The organism is Bradyrhizobium sp. USDA 4461 (assembly GCF_054055655.1).
The window spans coordinates 4,343,177-4,357,669 of sequence record NZ_JBSRXM010000001.1; the positions used below are offsets into that span (position 1 = coordinate 4,343,177).

Here is a 14,493-nt window from a genome sequence, read left to right on the forward strand (position 1 = left end):
GGGATGCCGAAGCAAACCGATAACCATGACGTAGTCGCGATTGGCGCGGGTCCGGCCAATCTGAGCTTGGCAGCGCTCGCAACTCCAATTCCGGAAGTCTCCTTGAACATCCTCGAGAGTTCGGAGACCCTCAAGTGGCATCCCGGCCTGCTCATAGCAGGGTCGGTCATGCAAACCAGCCCGCTAAAAGACCTGGTCACGCCGGCGGATCCGACGAGCGCATACAGCTTCCTCGCCTATTTGCATGATAAACGGCGACTTTATCAAGCCATTGTGCGGGGACTGGCGTGTGTCGGCCGCAGTGAATTTGAAGACTATTTGCGCTGGGCAGCGGCGAAGCTCCCAAACATTCGATTTGGCGAGCACGTTACCGCAGTCGAATTGCGCGGCGAGCTCTTCAATATCATAACGGGTTGCCGCAATTACCAAACCAGTACGATTGTGGTTGGCGTGGGCAGGGTACCGTCTGTCCCCGAATGGGGCCGTAATGCACCACCAAACGAGGTGTTTCACGGGAGCACCCTTCTCCTGCGGCGGCGTGAGCTTTCCGGCAAGCGCGTTGTGGTCGTAGGCGGCGGCCAAAGCGGAGCCGAAATATTTCTTCATCTGCTCGGTGGCGCGTGCGGTTCGTTGGCAACTCTGACCTGGGTGACGCGCCGCGCGAACATATTCGCGCTCGAAGACAGTCCTTTTGTCAATGAATGGTTCTTTCCACAATATAGTGATTGGTTCTTTGACAAGAGTGCGGCGGCCCGGAAGGAAATTCTTGAGCGACAGTCATTGGCCAGCGACGGCGTCAATGGCTCGACACTGCGCGCTATCTACAATGCATTGTACGATCGCGAAGTTCACAAGCGGTCCTACCCGCAGCATGTGGAAATACGCGTCGCCACGACGGCTGAAGACTTGCGCGGGCTCTCTCCCTTTCGCTTGCGCTTGCGGCACCAGCAGACGGGCACTTGTTCACAGCATGTCGCAGACATTGTCGTCTTGGCGACAGGCTACCGCACCGAAATCCCTTCGTTTCTAAAGCCGATCGAAGGTCGGCTCACGGTCTTGGATGCCCCGGGTGGCTCCCAAGAGATCATGGTCGACAAGGAGTTCTCGGCACGCTTTGACGGTCCCGGAAAGTGCCGTTTGTACGTCCAAAACGGCGCACGCTTTCAACATGGCATCGCTGATACAAATCTCAGCCTGGTTCCTTGGCGCGCCTCGCTGATCCTCAATTCGATCATCGGCCGCGCAGCTTACGATTGCGGGCCTGCAACGGGTGCCGTCAAGTGGGATGGCGTTGATCTTGAGGCCTCCTGCTGACCGGCGAACGGGTCCGCGGCATGTCACGACCAGCCGATAGTCATTCGGAGTATACCATGAAGAACGCACAGTTGATGACCCTGGGTGAAATGACGGTCTATAGTCCTGGTGTAATCTTGCAACCCGTCCGAGAGTCAGAGACCGCCTGTCCCGTCGAACTCATCGAATTCCGACTGGATCCGTTCGCGGTGTCGACGCCTCATTCCCATCCTTCCTGCGAGATCTGGCGCATCACAAGCGGCCATGGTCGGGTGATAACGGATGATGGAGAGTTGGCTATTAAGGCAGGCGATCTGGTGTTTTTGCAGCCAGATCGAACCCACTATCTAGAAAATCGTGGCAGCGAAGTTCTGAGTGCTTTGTCCATCGCCTGGGAGCGGGCCCGATGACCGACAGCATTTATGACCTGGCGGTCATTGGAGCTGGCGTCATGGGCCTGAGTGCCGCCTTCATTGCTGCGCGTAGTAGTCCTCGGGACAGAATCGTCATCTTCGAACGAGAGACGGTAGGGGCGGGTGCCAGTGGATTTGCTCCAGGAATCCAAATTAACATCGGCCGTAATGAAAGGGAAAGAAGCCTGTTCAATCGCGGTTCGAAGATTTGGCGAGAGCTTTATCCCGATGGGCGGTGGCCCGATGGTCGGAACTGTGACGTGTTCTGGTTGACGCGTCATCCGAGTGAACTCGCTCAGATGAATTGCGTGGGCGATACCGTCCCATCAGCATCCTTCACGCTCACAGAGAGGCTTTCCTCGCTGCCGCGGTTTTTGGTTCCCGACGATATGACCGTGATGCTGGATCGTGGTTCTTACTGCCCGGTCCGTTCCATTCTTCAGGACTTGGCCCAAAGGCTCAAAGCCGGGGGAATTTCGATATGCGAGGGCACATCTATCGAACGGATACGGCAGGGGTCAAACCGTATCCTTCTTCAGGCCTCTGATGATACCGAACGCTCGGCAAGGCGAGCCATTCTGGCAATCGGTCCATGGCTTCAAGGATCACCGTTGCGCGCGCATCTCGCGGACGAGCCGCGATTGCGAGTAAAAAAGGTCGTTGCACTTCACTTGGCGGCGCGTCCTACCGCGAACTGTCCAATGATCGGCTTGTTCGATGACTACGCATTCCTCATTCCCATGATGGAGGAGGGGTATTGGCTGTTCAGCTTCACATCGCAAGAATGGGATGTGAGGCCTGACGCCGGCGGGCTGCAGGTCAGTACGGACGATCTGGCGCGAGCCAACGCAATCCTGGCAAAATGGTTTTCCCCGGACATGCCTGCGGTGGCATCAGCGCGTGTGTTTTGCGATTGCTATTCAGACGATGGTGTTCCGTTCTCTCGTCCAGCTCAAGATGTCGCCGGACTGTATGTCATTGGCGGCGGAGCGGGTAACGGGTTTCGCTTCGGGCCCGCGTGTGCGGAAGACGCAATAGGATCTCTGTATTCTCACCACCGATAGGTTCGCCGGCGTGCCGTGATGAGAAGACAAATGCCAGATACGATTAGTATGGAAGCCGATCCCCAGCATGATCTTGCAGCTCCTGGCCGCGAGACGTCGAGATCGACCATGATCGTCGATCTCAGCGCCATTGAAGCCAATTATCGCAAGTGCCAGGCGCTTGCGCCTCGCAGCGCTTGCGGCGCCGTTGTCAAGGCTGATGCCTACGGTCTTGGCGCGGCACGGATCGCGCCCTTCCTGGCTTCGCTCGGTTGCGCGCACTTTTTCGTAGCCGATGTGGAGGAAGGCATTGCCCTCCGCGATGAGGTGCCATCGTTCGCAAAGATTTATATGCTCCACGGCGCTATGCCAGGCATGGAGCTGGCGGCCGAGCAGCACAATTTGCTGCCAATCCTCAACAGCAGGGAGCAATTGGAGGCTTGGCTTCGGCATTGCCGGCTTCGGAATCGTGCGCTGCCAGCAGGAATTCACGTCGACACGGGCCTGTCTCGGTTGGGCTTTTCCGTTGATGAGCTGCACACGATCGCCAGGAATGGAAGCGCGTTATCGGAAATGCCTGTCGTGCTGTTCATGAGCCAGCTCGCTTGTGCAGAGTGGCGAAACGAGGTCTGCCTCGAGCAACTAAATCGGTTTCGCAGACTTGCCCATTTGTTCCCGAATGCGATTCTTTCTTTATCGAATTCGGCGGGATTGCTCGCCGGGTATGAATTTCACTTTGATCTCATAAGAGCGGGTGGAGGAATCTTCGGCTTCTCGACGTCCGATGATCCCGATTTCAAACCAAGGCAAGTCGTCCGTCTACGAACGAAAATCATCCAATCCCGTGTAGTCGAGCGCGGAGAAACCATTGGCTACTTCAGGTCCTACACTGTGAAGAAGCGGATGCGGATCGCGGCGGCCGCTATTGGTTATGCCGATGGATTTCCGCGTACGCTCGGCAATCGGGGGCATGTCTTCATATGTGGGAGTCGCGTCCCTATCGTCGGGTTCGTTTCAATGGATGTTATTACCATTGATGTAACTGACCTGCACGAGAATTGGACGCGGCCCGGTACGGTGGTGGACCTCATTTGCCCCGAGCAAACCGTTGGAGATATGGCGTCATCCGCGAAAATGCTGAGCGATGAATTGACCACAGGCATCGGACGGCGATGCCGCAGGCTTTACGTCTCATCCGAACGAAATGATATGAGGCACCGGTGAACTCCTCCACTTGCAGATCCCAGCAAGTCAATCGGGCGATTTATCTAGGCGATGAAGGCATACGTCTCATGCGTCCGACCTATTTCACCGCTGAGGTGCGTCGATTCCACCGCCGCGAGAAACTGTTCTACCTCGATCTCCTGGATGCGACCCGATACGGGTTGATCATAGAAGTAGGTTGCAGCGGCTATCGCCTTATCGGCATCAAAAGCGACGACAATGATTATCTTGGCATCGATATAAGTCCACCTCATGTGCGCCGGTTAAAGAGCAGGAGAGGAGCAGTGATCCGTTGTGAGGCCGGAAAGTTCTTCAAAAGAACACGGCTGATCGAGGAGATAATGCGCCGATATGAGGAAAGGGTGCTTTGCATACTGCCATTTAATTTTCTTGGTACGATGGATGCGCCGATCGACTTTCTGACGCTGGTCTGTAAAACGCCATTTGATCTAGCTTTGTCGCTTTTTTCGACGAGCGAGACGGCAACATTGGCTCGCCGCGAGTACTATGATCTTTGCGGCATTGCCGTTCGGGAGGTGGTGCGCACGGATGACTATGTTCGGTTAGATTGCTCGAACGGGTTCCAAGCGTTCGCTTTCGATCCGATCTTTCTCGTGAACCACGTATCGGCGTATGGCTTCCGCTTGAACGACATAGAATATTTTGATGTCTGTAACTTCCTCCATTTCAAGAAGAGTCACCAGGAAATAGCTGGTCAAGATGCTGAACGCAGATGTTAGATCGTCGACGTCAGGCGGCAACAAGCAACAAGGAATGCTACCGTCATTTGTCAGCCCAATGAGGCAACGACGAGGATAGGGCCGTGCCAAACCGAGAGCTGAGGCTCGTGCCGATCGAGGCGGCGTCGCGGAGTGTTGCTTCGGCTTCGCTCCGCTTCTTGCGATGAGGCTGAAATCGTACTGCGCAGCCTTCGGCGTTCCGAAAGCAAATCCCTTGTGCACTTTCTCGCGACTGTGTCGTCCAAGTCACCAAAGAGTCTGAGCTTCGGCCTATGTTCAGCCGGAGAGAGGACTTCCATGTACGACGTCTACCTGAACGAACGGAACGACCTTCTCGTCGTTCCTCGAGGCAGTTGCATTCCAATCGATCTCAACAGGAACTGGCGAAAGAAACGTGTCGTTCGCTCGGTCAGCGAGCAAATCCGCGAAGATGTCCGAATCCATGGCTACCATCGGCGAAAGCTCCCGCTAAGTCGCTCGATGAAAACCTTGGCTGGCACGCCGGCTTGATACTTACAACGAGTGATCTGCAAATAGGTTGCGAACGACCGTAAATTCGCGGCGTTTTATTGGCGGGCCGAGAGTGCCAAAGCTCCTTTCGCGAGCGAGCGCCTTCCAGTGATCCGGACGAGACGTCAGCGCTTGCAACAACCCAAACGATCGCACCTGCCTACAGTGATAGCGAGCGGCTTTATGGGACTATTTCCCGCTTTCGCGGAGTGGACGCGATTAATGGCATGCTCGTCCAAACCGATGTACGCGAAGACACCGGTGAGCAAACAAAAGGGCAGGATCGTGGTACCCGTCAGGCGGGACGTTGACGCGTATTGGCTGAGAGTCACACGCGTCATTTCCGGAACCCAAATGCATTCCGATGATGCGAGCGCAGCGGGGGGCTATTTTCATTTCGTGTTTTTCGGCCGCTGATTTTCGGCGACCGGCGGCTCGGTGAGCTTAGCTTCAACCCCTCGGTGGGCCGCTTCTTTACGTGATCTTGGTGCGTTGTGGCTAATCAGGGTGCTACCAGAGAGCTTGTCGGCGCTATTTCTCCCAAGCTCGATCAGCCGGATCGATCGTCCATGCCTGAAGGAGATTCGAGTAACGAGCGCGCTCGTGACGTATCCGTTAGCGCGGTGTCCTCCGCAGCGACTTTCTATCGCCCGGGCCGAACTTATTCCTGGCCACCGCCAGATGGCCCTGCTTTCCCGAGAAGTATCTTGGCACGCCGCCACAACTGTCCTGGTCAGATAGCTGCGACAATGCCAAACACCGTGTTCGGAAGAAACGTTGTCCACCCGAATGTCGAGGTCCGCGGCTTGCTAACGCAACTCTATAGTAAATGTACATCGCTCGCGGCTTCGTTCAGAGCTTCGTCGGCTCTGCGGCCCTCGACCATTGCCTCTACAGCCTCGATAACGCGGCGCCGCGCGGCTTGATTTTTGATCGATCGAAATGCACGCAGCAATCGAAATATCTCTGCGGCGTCTCGAGCAAGTTGCTCCTTAGTCAAAACTCATACCCCATCATCTAAGCGGCCCTGTGCTCCCCCAGTTCAACTAGATAACATGCTGACACACACCAGATCCCTGGATCGATCTGGAACGTTGGCTTCGAATTGAGAGGTCCGAAACCCGCGATCCGAGGACATGTGCTCATGGAACGTCATCAATATTCGGTGGTGATCGGCAAAACGCATTCCGGCACGCGGTGGAACACAGTCAGCGTATTTTCCGTAGCATACACTACGGGTTCATCCGCCGCTATGCTGATGCCCATTCATTCTGCTCAAGGCCGCGCGGCGCCCGAAGACGTCAGGCTAGCTAACTTAGGCGCTGATATAATGGCTCAATGGTCGGCCGTCGGGTTTTTCGGGGCCAGCCGTCAGCTTCCGGCTGGCAATAGCCCCCCGCGGGTGCAAGACTGGCCGAAGTCGAAAAACCCTGGCATTGCTGCCAGGGTTCTGCATTTCGTGGATCGCCTTGAGCGGCCGGACCTTAGAAGTCCATGCCGCCCATGCCGCCGCCCGGAGGCATTGCGGGACCCGGCGCGATCTTCTTCGGCAGCTCGGCAACCATCGCTTCCGTGGTGATCAAGAGTGCCGCTACCGAGGAAGCGTTCTGGACGGCGATGCGCACGACCTTGGTCGGGTCGATGATGCCCTTGGAGACAAGGTTGCCGTACTCGCCGGTCTGGGCGTCGAAGCCGTAAGAGTACTCACCCTGCTCTAGGACTTTACCGACTACGATCGAGCCATCTTCACCGGCGTTGATCGCGATCTGCCGGGCCGGCCAAGAGAGCGCCTTGCGCACGATCTCGACGCCGGTCTTCTGGTCGTCGTTCTTGGTGCGCAGGCCCTTGAGCTGCTCGGAGGCACGCAGCAGGGCGACGCCGCCGCCCGGGAGAATGCCTTCCTCGACAGCCGCGCGGGTCGCATGCATCGCGTCATCAACGCGATCCTTGCGCTCCTTCACCTCGACTTCGGTCGCGCCGCCGACGCGGATCACCGCGACGCCGCCTGCGAGCTTGGCGAGACGCTCCTGCAGCTTCTCACGGTCGTAGTCCGAGGTGGTCTCCTCGATCTGCGCCTTGATCTGGGCAACGCGGGCGTCGATGTCGGCCTTCTTGCCGGCGCCGTTGACGATCGTGGTGTTCTCCTTGTCGATCATCACCTTCTTGGCGCGACCGAGCATCTGCAGCGTGACGTTCTCGAGCTTGATGCCGAGGTCTTCCGAAATGGCCTGGCCGCCGGTCAGGATCGCGATGTCCTGCAGCATGGCCTTGCGGCGATCGCCGAAGCCCGGAGCCTTGACGGCCGCGACCTTCAGGCCGCCACGCAGGCGGTTGACGACGAGGGTGGCGATCGCTTCGCCTTCGACGTCTTCAGCGACGATCACCAGCGGCTTGCCGGTCTGCACCACGGCCTCGAGCAGCGGCAGCAGCTCGTTCAGGGACGAGAGCTTCTTCTCGTTGATGAGGATGTAGGCGTCGTCCATCTCAACGCGCATCTTGTCGGCGTTGGTGACGAAGTAGGGCGAGATGTAGCCGCGGTCGAACTGCATGCCCTCGACGACGTCGAGTTCGGTCTCGAGCGACTTAGCTTCCTCGACCGTGATCACGCCCTCGTTGCCGACCTTCTTCATGGCGTCAGCGAGGAACTTGCCGATCTCGGCATCGCCGTTGGCCGAAATGGTGCCGACCTGGGCGATCTCCTCGTTCGAGGTGACCTTCTTCGAGTTCTTCTGGAGGTCGGCCACGACGGCTTCGACCGCGAGGTCGATACCGCGCTTCAGATCCATCGGGTTCATGCCGGCGGCAACCGACTTGGCGCCTTCGCGCACGATGGCCGCCGCAAGCACGGTCGCCGTGGTGGTGCCGTCGCCGGCCGCGTCCGCTGCCTTGGCCGCGACTTCGCGCACCATCTGGGCGCCCATATTCTCGAACTTTTCCTCAAGCTCCACTTCCTTGGCGACGGCGACGCCGTCCTTGGTAATGCGGGGAGCGCCGAACGACTTCTCGAGCACCACATTGCGGCCCTTCGGACCGAGGGTGACCTGCACGGCATTGGCGAGGATGTCGACACCACGCAACATGCGGTCTCGCGCTTCTACGCCGAATTTGACTTCCTTGGCTGTCATAAATCGAATTCCTCTGTGTCGTTTCTCATCCTGCGGTGCGCCCGGCAGGGCGCTCGTCGGGGGTGAGCGGTGGGAGCGCTGGACTAGGCGGCTTTCTTCTTGGAAAACACATCGGTGAGAACGCCCATGATATCGCTTTCCTTCATGATCAACAGCTCCTGACCGTCAACCTTGACCTCGGTTCCTGACCACTTTCCGAAAAGTACGCGATCGCCGACCTCCACATCGATCGGAATCAGCTTACCGCTGTCGTCACGGCCGCCTGGGCCAACCGCGATGACTTCGCCCTGCGAGGGCTTTTCCTTGGCTGTGTCGGGAATGATGATGCCGCCAGCTGTCTTCTCTTCAGCGTCGATGCGCTTGACCACGACGCGGTCGTGAAGCGGACGGAAATTCATGCAGGCCTCCTGAGCATTTGAACAAGTGGACGATGGGCACATTGTGAACAGCCCCACTGTTGCAAGAGCCAGGCCAGAGATGAGCAGAGTAATCCGCCTGCAGTTCTGCTGAATCGCGTATTGGCCGGCTCTGTGTTCGTTCGGAAGCAAGCACTCTCATGTACACAGCTTCCCAGGCTGTTACGAATCCGACATTGCGTTTCCTCAGGAGGGCGACCTGACGGTAATCGAGCGCCGACAGTCTCTTTCCATAGCTTCTCCGCGGTTCGTCTTTCTCGGCCCGCGACCAAATCTGCTCGTACGAACTCGGCTGGGGAGCAACTATGCGGCCGGCCTGGTTGATATCGACGGCATTTCGCTGAGGGATCGGACCAGCGTATAAATTATATACGTTGATATACGTTGTGCCGAAGCGTCTGCCGTGTGATTGCGGATTTGAGGACGAATTCAACCAATCTCCGCGCCAATGGAAAAACAACCTGTGTCGTCTGTAGAAGTACATCAGCACATCATCTCGCTTCTTCAGAAGCCGGATCCGGTCATCCTGGATATCGGTTGCAATGACGGAACCGATACGCAGCATTTTCTTGCCCTGTGCCCACAAGCTCGGCTTTACTGCTTTGAGCCGGACCCTCGGGCGATCGCGCGCTTCAAACAGAAGTTGGGTCCTTCCCTCGAGAAGGTGAAGCTGCTTGAAATCGCGATCAGTGATCGCAACGGGACGATCGATTTCCATCCAAGCAATGCGGATGGAGATGCAAAAGAATGGGATCTTTCCGGTTCAATACGCCGGCCGAAAAACCATCTTACCGAGTATGATTGGGTTCGGTTCGATCGCCCGTTTTCGGTTGAAACCCGACGGCTGGACGATTGGTGCAGCGACGCCAAGGTGAATACGGTCGATTTCATCTGGATGGATGTCCAGGGCGCGGAGGCCGACGTCATCGCCGGCGGCATGCAGACCTTGAGCAACACGCGATTCATCTACACGGAATATAGCGACAGAGAGCTCTACGAAGGGCAGCTGTCGATGCAAGCCATTCTCGAACTATTGCCGTCGTTCGAAGTGGCGGCCCATTATCCACGCGCTGTGGAAGGTGATATCCTGCTCAGGAATACGCGCTTTTAGCGCCCGCGACTATCCGGCCCTCATTCAGCCCTGTAAGACTTGCCGCGTAATCTCCCGCGTGCCGCTGCACGACGGCCGATTACAACGATGCTGTCGTCCGGATAGGTGCGCTTTGAACATTTCTTTCACGATCTCCAGTCGCCATGCGGGTCTTGGCGATGCTCCATAGGTAGGATCTTTCGATGATTTTGTTGATCGTGTGGCAATCATTTATTCAGCGAGCTGGCAGGGCTAGCGACCCCGGGGCCAGCAGCTCGAGCTTTCTCAGATGCATGAACCAGAACCGCCAGCCGACGCTCTAAGCGCTTGATCGTCTGAACTGCTGCTGCATGCTCTGGCCCTCTGGGAAGCCGGTCAACTGTCTTGAATAAATGCCAGAGCAACTGCGTCAGTTCTCGTAGATCCTTTAGGCTCGCCACTTCGATTGCGCGCCTAGTACTTTTATTGTGTCGATCAGAAGGCATGCTGAAGCAGTCCTGTTCAGCCCAAGTCAATCGCCCAGTGAGGTTGGTAGCGCGTTGGTCGTCTTCGTCAGCTGCAGCTCGTATTCTGGATCGCTGTTAGAAAGCATCGTCGATGGGTGCCTCTGCGTCATCACGTTGCCAATACATTTGCATCAGCACAAAATCGCGAAAAAATCCGTTCCATGCAGGAAGGAATCCATTCATTGAACGTAGACTTGCAACGGCCGTGCCATAGTCTAACTCGATTTGGAAAAACCGCATACGGGGATGCTGCCTCGCAGTTGATCGGTTTCTAAATCCGACATGCAGGTCGGCACTGTGTTTGTTACTTTCAGGAATACGAATTGTGTCGAGTCGGGCTGATCACGATCACCTTGATCGCTCGCAAGCCATCCGTGATAAGTTCGTCCAAACCAGAAGATGGAGCGCATAGGCATATGCTTGCGCCGGCCTCCCTGCAGGTACCGGTCCCGGTAGGGTTTGATCGGACCTCCCGGATTTGACCTCGCTTCGGATCACCCAATCGCGGATGATCTGATTGTAGCGCGGGCGGCTCTTGGTCAACTGTCAGCTGCCTTCGTCAGTCGATGGAGCGTCGCGGCGGTGGACGTGCGCGGCCGATCAGATGAGCCTGCGCAGCCACTTCAGCAAGATAGTGGTCCATTGCGCTTCGCGCGGTGGCTGTGCCAGGGTGGCGGAAGTTCACGGAAATCCCGTCCTGCCAGCGACTGACCCATAGGTACGTCTCGCAAGCATCAGAGCTGCGGCTGATCAGAAACTTCGTCCGCCAATGGCGCCAACAGTCCGACCCGGGCACCGTCCGGTTGTCCATGTAAGAGACCATAAAGCGGTCGCGCAGCGTGGTGCCGATCAGCTCCATGGCCTTCGAAAACGGCACTTGAGCTGTTTTCTTGGCGCGTTTGAGCTCGAGCCGGGCGGCGTGCAGGATTTCAGGCAACGTATCGGCCACCCGGAAGCTCACCGGGCTCATCCCGACATACCATCCAACCGAACGCATCGATGGCAAATCGTACCGGGTGTGAAAGGGCGCAACGGCGTGGAATTGCCGTTGGTTCGCCAGTGTCTTTCCTGCCAGCGCCAGACAGGCGAATATTCCCGTCGCCGCGTTTCCGCCCTGAGACCTGCAGCCGCGATCGAATTCGGATGCCCCAGCCGCATCGAGTAGCCACATTTGCCCGCTGCGCTGCAGGCATCGCGCCGGAACGTCGAATGGTAGCGGAAAGTCGGGTAATTGACCGCCGTTCGCCCCGATCAGTTCGCGCCAGTGGCCGATCGCGGGATGGTCATCGGTTAGGCCTGTCAGTCGCTCTCGCTCGACCTCGGCGTGATCCAGATAGCTGTGCACCGGTGCCAGCAGGGGGGCCACTCCATGGATCGCGGCTGTGTACAGTTCGCGGATCTCATGCGGTACCAAGGCCATCGAATAGGCATCGCTAACAGAGTGGTCGCAGGCGAGCAGGAGGCTCGTCGATGTCGGCCGGCTGATCGTCACAAAGACATATGCTGGCCAGCGCAGGGGATTGGTCTCCGCGTCGAACAGCTTTTCCAGGAGCTGAGCAAAGTCGTCGGCATCGACCTGCTCACCCTCAACGGTCTTCTCAAGCGCGACCGCGTCTGGATCAATCGTTGTGCGATGAATTGTAGATCCCTCCTTGGTCAAGCGGCTGCGTAATACCTCGTGCCGGTTGACCCAGCCGAGGATCGCTTTGCGTAGCGCGGCGGCGTTGAACTCACCTGGCAACTCGAATGCTGCGCCAAGCCAACCCGGCTGGCCATCGTCCGCAGAGCGAAGATGTTCCTCTTGAACATAGGAGGGCCGGCGTGGGTCAGGGCGCCACCTGACAGGGGCTGGGACGTTGACTCGCCACACCAGGAGCCGGCCCGGCCGCCGATCAAGATCGACGAACTCTTTGAGGTCCATGAGCGGGTGCCTCGCAGTCACGGACGCAAGCTGCGCGTGGTGCGCAGCGGCGACCGCAAAATCCACGCTATCGAGGCCGTGCCAAGCACGCTGCTCGCGAGTAACGTGGTACGCAGGCTCGTTGCAGCAGCGGCCGCGCCGCCGGCCAGCGCACCCAATGAGGCCAATCCCCACACCACGCTGCGGATGCTCGCATTGACCCGGCCCTGCAAGTGCTGCGGCACCAACACATATCGAATGGGGACCTGCTGCACGTTGTAAATTCCTTGGCCGATCCACAGAATGAATTGGGAGAGCGCCACGCATGCGACTGCGGCCCACAAGGGTTGGGTGAGGAGGGCCGTCACGGCCATTCCTCCGGCGCTCACTGCCAGACCAACCATTAAAATTGGGCCGAGGCCAATTGCCCGGCCCGCCCGCGGGGAGATCGCCGCGCCGACCACTCCGCCCAGCGCACCGATGCCGAGCACCATGCCGACGATCTGGGCGTCGAACCCGAGACCCTTGGTCAGATGCAGCAGAAAGACCGCAGAATACGCGTTGTGCCAAAAGACGAATGTCGCGCTGGCCAACGTGACTGCCCTCAAAATCGGATTGCCGAACACGCTCGCCAGCCCTTCTGCCACTTGGCCGAGCACCGCGCTCGATGCGGCCTCCGAGCCCCCACCGCTACGCATCGGCACCAGCGACAGCAACGCGGCGGCAACCAGAAACGAAACCGAGTCCGCCAGTATTGCGGACGGGGCGGAGAATTCGGTGACGAGCCAACCGGCCAGGAACGGACCTGCCGCCATCGCGCCCGCTTGGCTGAGCTCCAATGAACTCTGCGCCCGAACCAGCTGGGAGCGCTCCAGAACGGTGGGTATGCACGCCAGATATGCGACGTCGGCGATCACTGCAGCGACCCCAACCAGCATGCTTGTCATGTACAACTGAACCAGTCCAAGATGTCCAAGGCTGGCGAACAAGGGAATCGTGGCAAGCGTCGTCGCCATCGCCAAATTGGCGGTCAAAAGGATCTGCCGATACGGGAGGCGGTCCACGATGACCCCGGCGAACAGACTCACCACCAGGTACGGCGCCCGACCGCAGGCCAGCAGGAGCCCCGTTTGCGTCGGGCCAGCATCCAGCAAGGTGATTGCGGTTAGCGGCAGCGCCAGCATGGTTACATTGGAGCCCAGCAGCGAAATAGTTTGGCCGACGAGCAACGCGAGATAACTTCGCGGCAGTCCGCGCAGCGGAGCGGGATAGCGCGGGCGGCTCACGCGTCGCCAGACAGGCTGCGAACCGACAGATATCCCAGTCGGCTCAGCTCACTTTCCGCGATCTGCTCGAACTCATCGATCTGGGCTCGCGCCAGATCCTGGACGTGCCGACCGATCCTGCCCTGGTGCAGCGGCCTGCCCGCAGCCTCGGCCGCCGGATGGCCGTGCGGTTGTTCGAACAATACGTGCTCGTATTCAGCGTGACGCAGCACGGCCTCATCCCAAGGCAGGCCGAGGTGGTCCAGAATTCGAGCCAGAGTGGGACGGGGACTGCTTACAAGATCCTCGTAACGCACCTCAAGATAACGGTCAGGCGGCGCAATTCGATGCGGCCGGGACACCACTTCGAGCCAACCGCGCGCGGCATCGGAAACCGTTCGATATCCCCAATCAGGAACGGTATTCAGATGAGAGGCGGCTACGTCGCGGCCGTCCCGCACGATATGAACGAAATGTGCGCGTGGCCACAGCCGGGCGAAGTCGTCGGTCTGGGCGATCTTACGCTGCAGTTTCAAGCCCCAGCGCTGGGCCCCGCTACGTGCTCGACGCAATTCGCCGATCTCGTTGATAAGGCGGCATCGGGCGGCGAACGAAACAATATCGTCGCCCGTCTCGGCCATCACCTTGCTGACCAATTCACGCATGTCATCGAAGTCGAGGCCGAAGCGGCGGCACTGGACCACGAAATGCACCCCGTCATACCAGATCGGGTCGACAGTGTTTTTGGTCATGCCCGCGACCCGGGAATCGCCGGACGCCAGCAGGTCGATCGCGCGCAAGACGTGCGGACCGAGATTGAGTGGTTCGAGGAAGTCTATCTCCGGTCCGACTACCAAATCCAGATGCGAATCCAACACGATGCTCAGCAATGTGGTGCCCGAGCGGTTCTCGCCGCCGAGCAGCACCGGGGATGTGGAAAATGGATTGGGCAGCGGCATGGCCGTGTT

General features: G+C 58.4%; 12 protein-coding genes. 7 read left to right on the forward strand and 5 right to left on the reverse strand.

The features are described 5' to 3' along the window. Positions 1–3: 3 nt before the first annotated feature. The 6 genes from ACVINW_RS20075 (at position 4) to ACVINW_RS20100 (ending at position 5,223) form a co-directional block, all read left to right on the forward strand. Positions 4–1,314, forward strand: coding sequence for a lysine N(6)-hydroxylase/L-ornithine N(5)-oxygenase family protein (locus tag ACVINW_RS20075; RefSeq protein WP_456752880.1), 1,311 nt, complete (start codon positions 4–6; stop codon positions 1,312–1,314). Between the two features lie 56 nt (positions 1,315–1,370). Further along, the gene (locus tag ACVINW_RS20080) at positions 1,371–1,703 is read left to right on the forward strand and encodes a cupin domain-containing protein (RefSeq protein WP_456752881.1); all 333 of its coding nucleotides are present in this window, start codon (positions 1,371–1,373) and stop codon (positions 1,701–1,703) included. Continuing rightward, the gene (locus tag ACVINW_RS20085; RefSeq protein ID WP_456752882.1) at positions 1,700–2,770 is read left to right on the forward strand and encodes an NAD(P)/FAD-dependent oxidoreductase; all 1,071 of its coding nucleotides are present in this window, start codon (positions 1,700–1,702) and stop codon (positions 2,768–2,770) included. The genes ACVINW_RS20080 and ACVINW_RS20085 overlap by 4 nt, the downstream gene beginning before the upstream one ends. 30 nt (positions 2,771–2,800) lie before the next feature. After that, entirely contained in the window at positions 2,801–3,973 is a 1,173-nt protein-coding gene (alr, locus tag ACVINW_RS20090) for an alanine racemase (protein WP_456752883.1), read from the forward strand. A 68-nt stretch (positions 3,974–4,041) separates the two neighbouring features. Further along, positions 4,042–4,713: a hypothetical protein gene (locus tag ACVINW_RS20095; RefSeq protein ID WP_456752884.1), complete on the forward strand. Its 672-nt coding sequence runs from the start codon at positions 4,042–4,044 to the stop codon at positions 4,711–4,713. A gap of 297 nt (positions 4,714–5,010) precedes the next feature. After that, complete coding sequence (locus ACVINW_RS20100) at positions 5,011–5,223, forward strand: hypothetical protein (protein ID WP_456752885.1); 213 nt, start codon at positions 5,011–5,013, stop codon at positions 5,221–5,223. A 1,484-nt stretch (positions 5,224–6,707) separates the two neighbouring features. Here the strand turns inward: ACVINW_RS20100 and groL are convergent. Both groL and groES read right to left on the reverse strand, forming a co-directional pair. Next, the gene (gene groL, locus ACVINW_RS20105; protein WP_456752886.1) at positions 6,708–8,348 is read right to left on the reverse strand and encodes a chaperonin GroEL; all 1,641 of its coding nucleotides are present in this window, start codon (positions 8,346–8,348) and stop codon (positions 6,708–6,710) included. Positions 8,349–8,431: 83 nt separating this feature from the next. Continuing rightward, positions 8,432–8,746 carry a co-chaperone GroES gene (gene groES / locus ACVINW_RS20110; RefSeq protein ID WP_456752887.1) on the reverse strand — a complete coding sequence of 105 codons (315 nt, stop codon included), beginning with the start codon at positions 8,744–8,746 and terminating at the stop codon, positions 8,432–8,434. Positions 8,747–9,227: 481 nt separating this feature from the next. Here groES and ACVINW_RS20115 point away from each other — a divergent pair, with 481 nt between their 5' ends. After that, positions 9,228–9,875 carry an FkbM family methyltransferase gene (locus ACVINW_RS20115; RefSeq protein ID WP_456756450.1) on the forward strand — a complete coding sequence of 216 codons (648 nt, stop codon included), beginning with the start codon at positions 9,228–9,230 and terminating at the stop codon, positions 9,873–9,875. Between the two features lie 1,044 nt (positions 9,876–10,919). Here ACVINW_RS20115 and ACVINW_RS20120 read toward each other — a convergent pair. The 3 genes from ACVINW_RS20120 to ACVINW_RS20130 are packed head-to-tail and all read right to left on the reverse strand — an operon-like array spanning position 10,920 to position 14,484. Next, on the reverse strand, positions 10,920–12,281 hold the full coding sequence (locus ACVINW_RS20120) for a condensation domain-containing protein (RefSeq protein WP_456752888.1): 1,362 nt from the start codon (positions 12,279–12,281) through the stop codon (positions 10,920–10,922). A 17-nt stretch (positions 12,282–12,298) separates the two neighbouring features. Next, the gene (locus ACVINW_RS20125; RefSeq protein ID WP_456752889.1) at positions 12,299–13,546 is read right to left on the reverse strand and encodes an MFS transporter; all 1,248 of its coding nucleotides are present in this window, start codon (positions 13,544–13,546) and stop codon (positions 12,299–12,301) included. After that, on the reverse strand, positions 13,543–14,484 hold the full coding sequence (locus tag ACVINW_RS20130; protein ID WP_456752890.1) for a sulfotransferase family protein: 942 nt from the start codon (positions 14,482–14,484) through the stop codon (positions 13,543–13,545). Before ACVINW_RS20130 ends, ACVINW_RS20125 begins: the two co-directional genes overlap by 4 nt. Positions 14,485–14,493 lie beyond the last annotated feature (9 nt).

Bases quoted from the DNA above. Each gene is read 5' to 3' on its own strand.
- ACVINW_RS20080 (WP_456752881.1), top strand. From the start codon at position 1,371: ATGAAGAACGCACAGTTGATGACCCTGGGTGAAATGACGGTCTATAGT.
- ACVINW_RS20120 (WP_456752888.1), bottom strand. From the start codon at position 12,281: ATGGACCTCAAAGAGTTCGTCGATCTTGATCGGCGGCCGGGCCGGCTC.
- alr (WP_456752883.1), top strand. From the start codon at position 2,801: ATGCCAGATACGATTAGTATGGAAGCCGATCCCCAGCATGATCTTGCA.
- ACVINW_RS20095 (WP_456752884.1), top strand. From the start codon at position 4,042: ATGCGTCCGACCTATTTCACCGCTGAGGTGCGTCGATTCCACCGCCGC.
- groL (WP_456752886.1), bottom strand. From the start codon at position 8,348: ATGACAGCCAAGGAAGTCAAATTCGGCGTAGAAGCGCGAGACCGCATG.
- ACVINW_RS20085 (WP_456752882.1), top strand. From the start codon at position 1,700: ATGACCGACAGCATTTATGACCTGGCGGTCATTGGAGCTGGCGTCATG.
- ACVINW_RS20130 (WP_456752890.1), bottom strand. From the start codon at position 14,484: ATGCCGCTGCCCAATCCATTTTCCACATCCCCGGTGCTGCTCGGCGGC.
- ACVINW_RS20075 (WP_456752880.1), top strand. From the start codon at position 4: ATGCCGAAGCAAACCGATAACCATGACGTAGTCGCGATTGGCGCGGGT.
- groES (WP_456752887.1), bottom strand. From the start codon at position 8,746: ATGAATTTCCGTCCGCTTCACGACCGCGTCGTGGTCAAGCGCATCGAC.
- ACVINW_RS20100 (WP_456752885.1), top strand. From the start codon at position 5,011: ATGTACGACGTCTACCTGAACGAACGGAACGACCTTCTCGTCGTTCCT.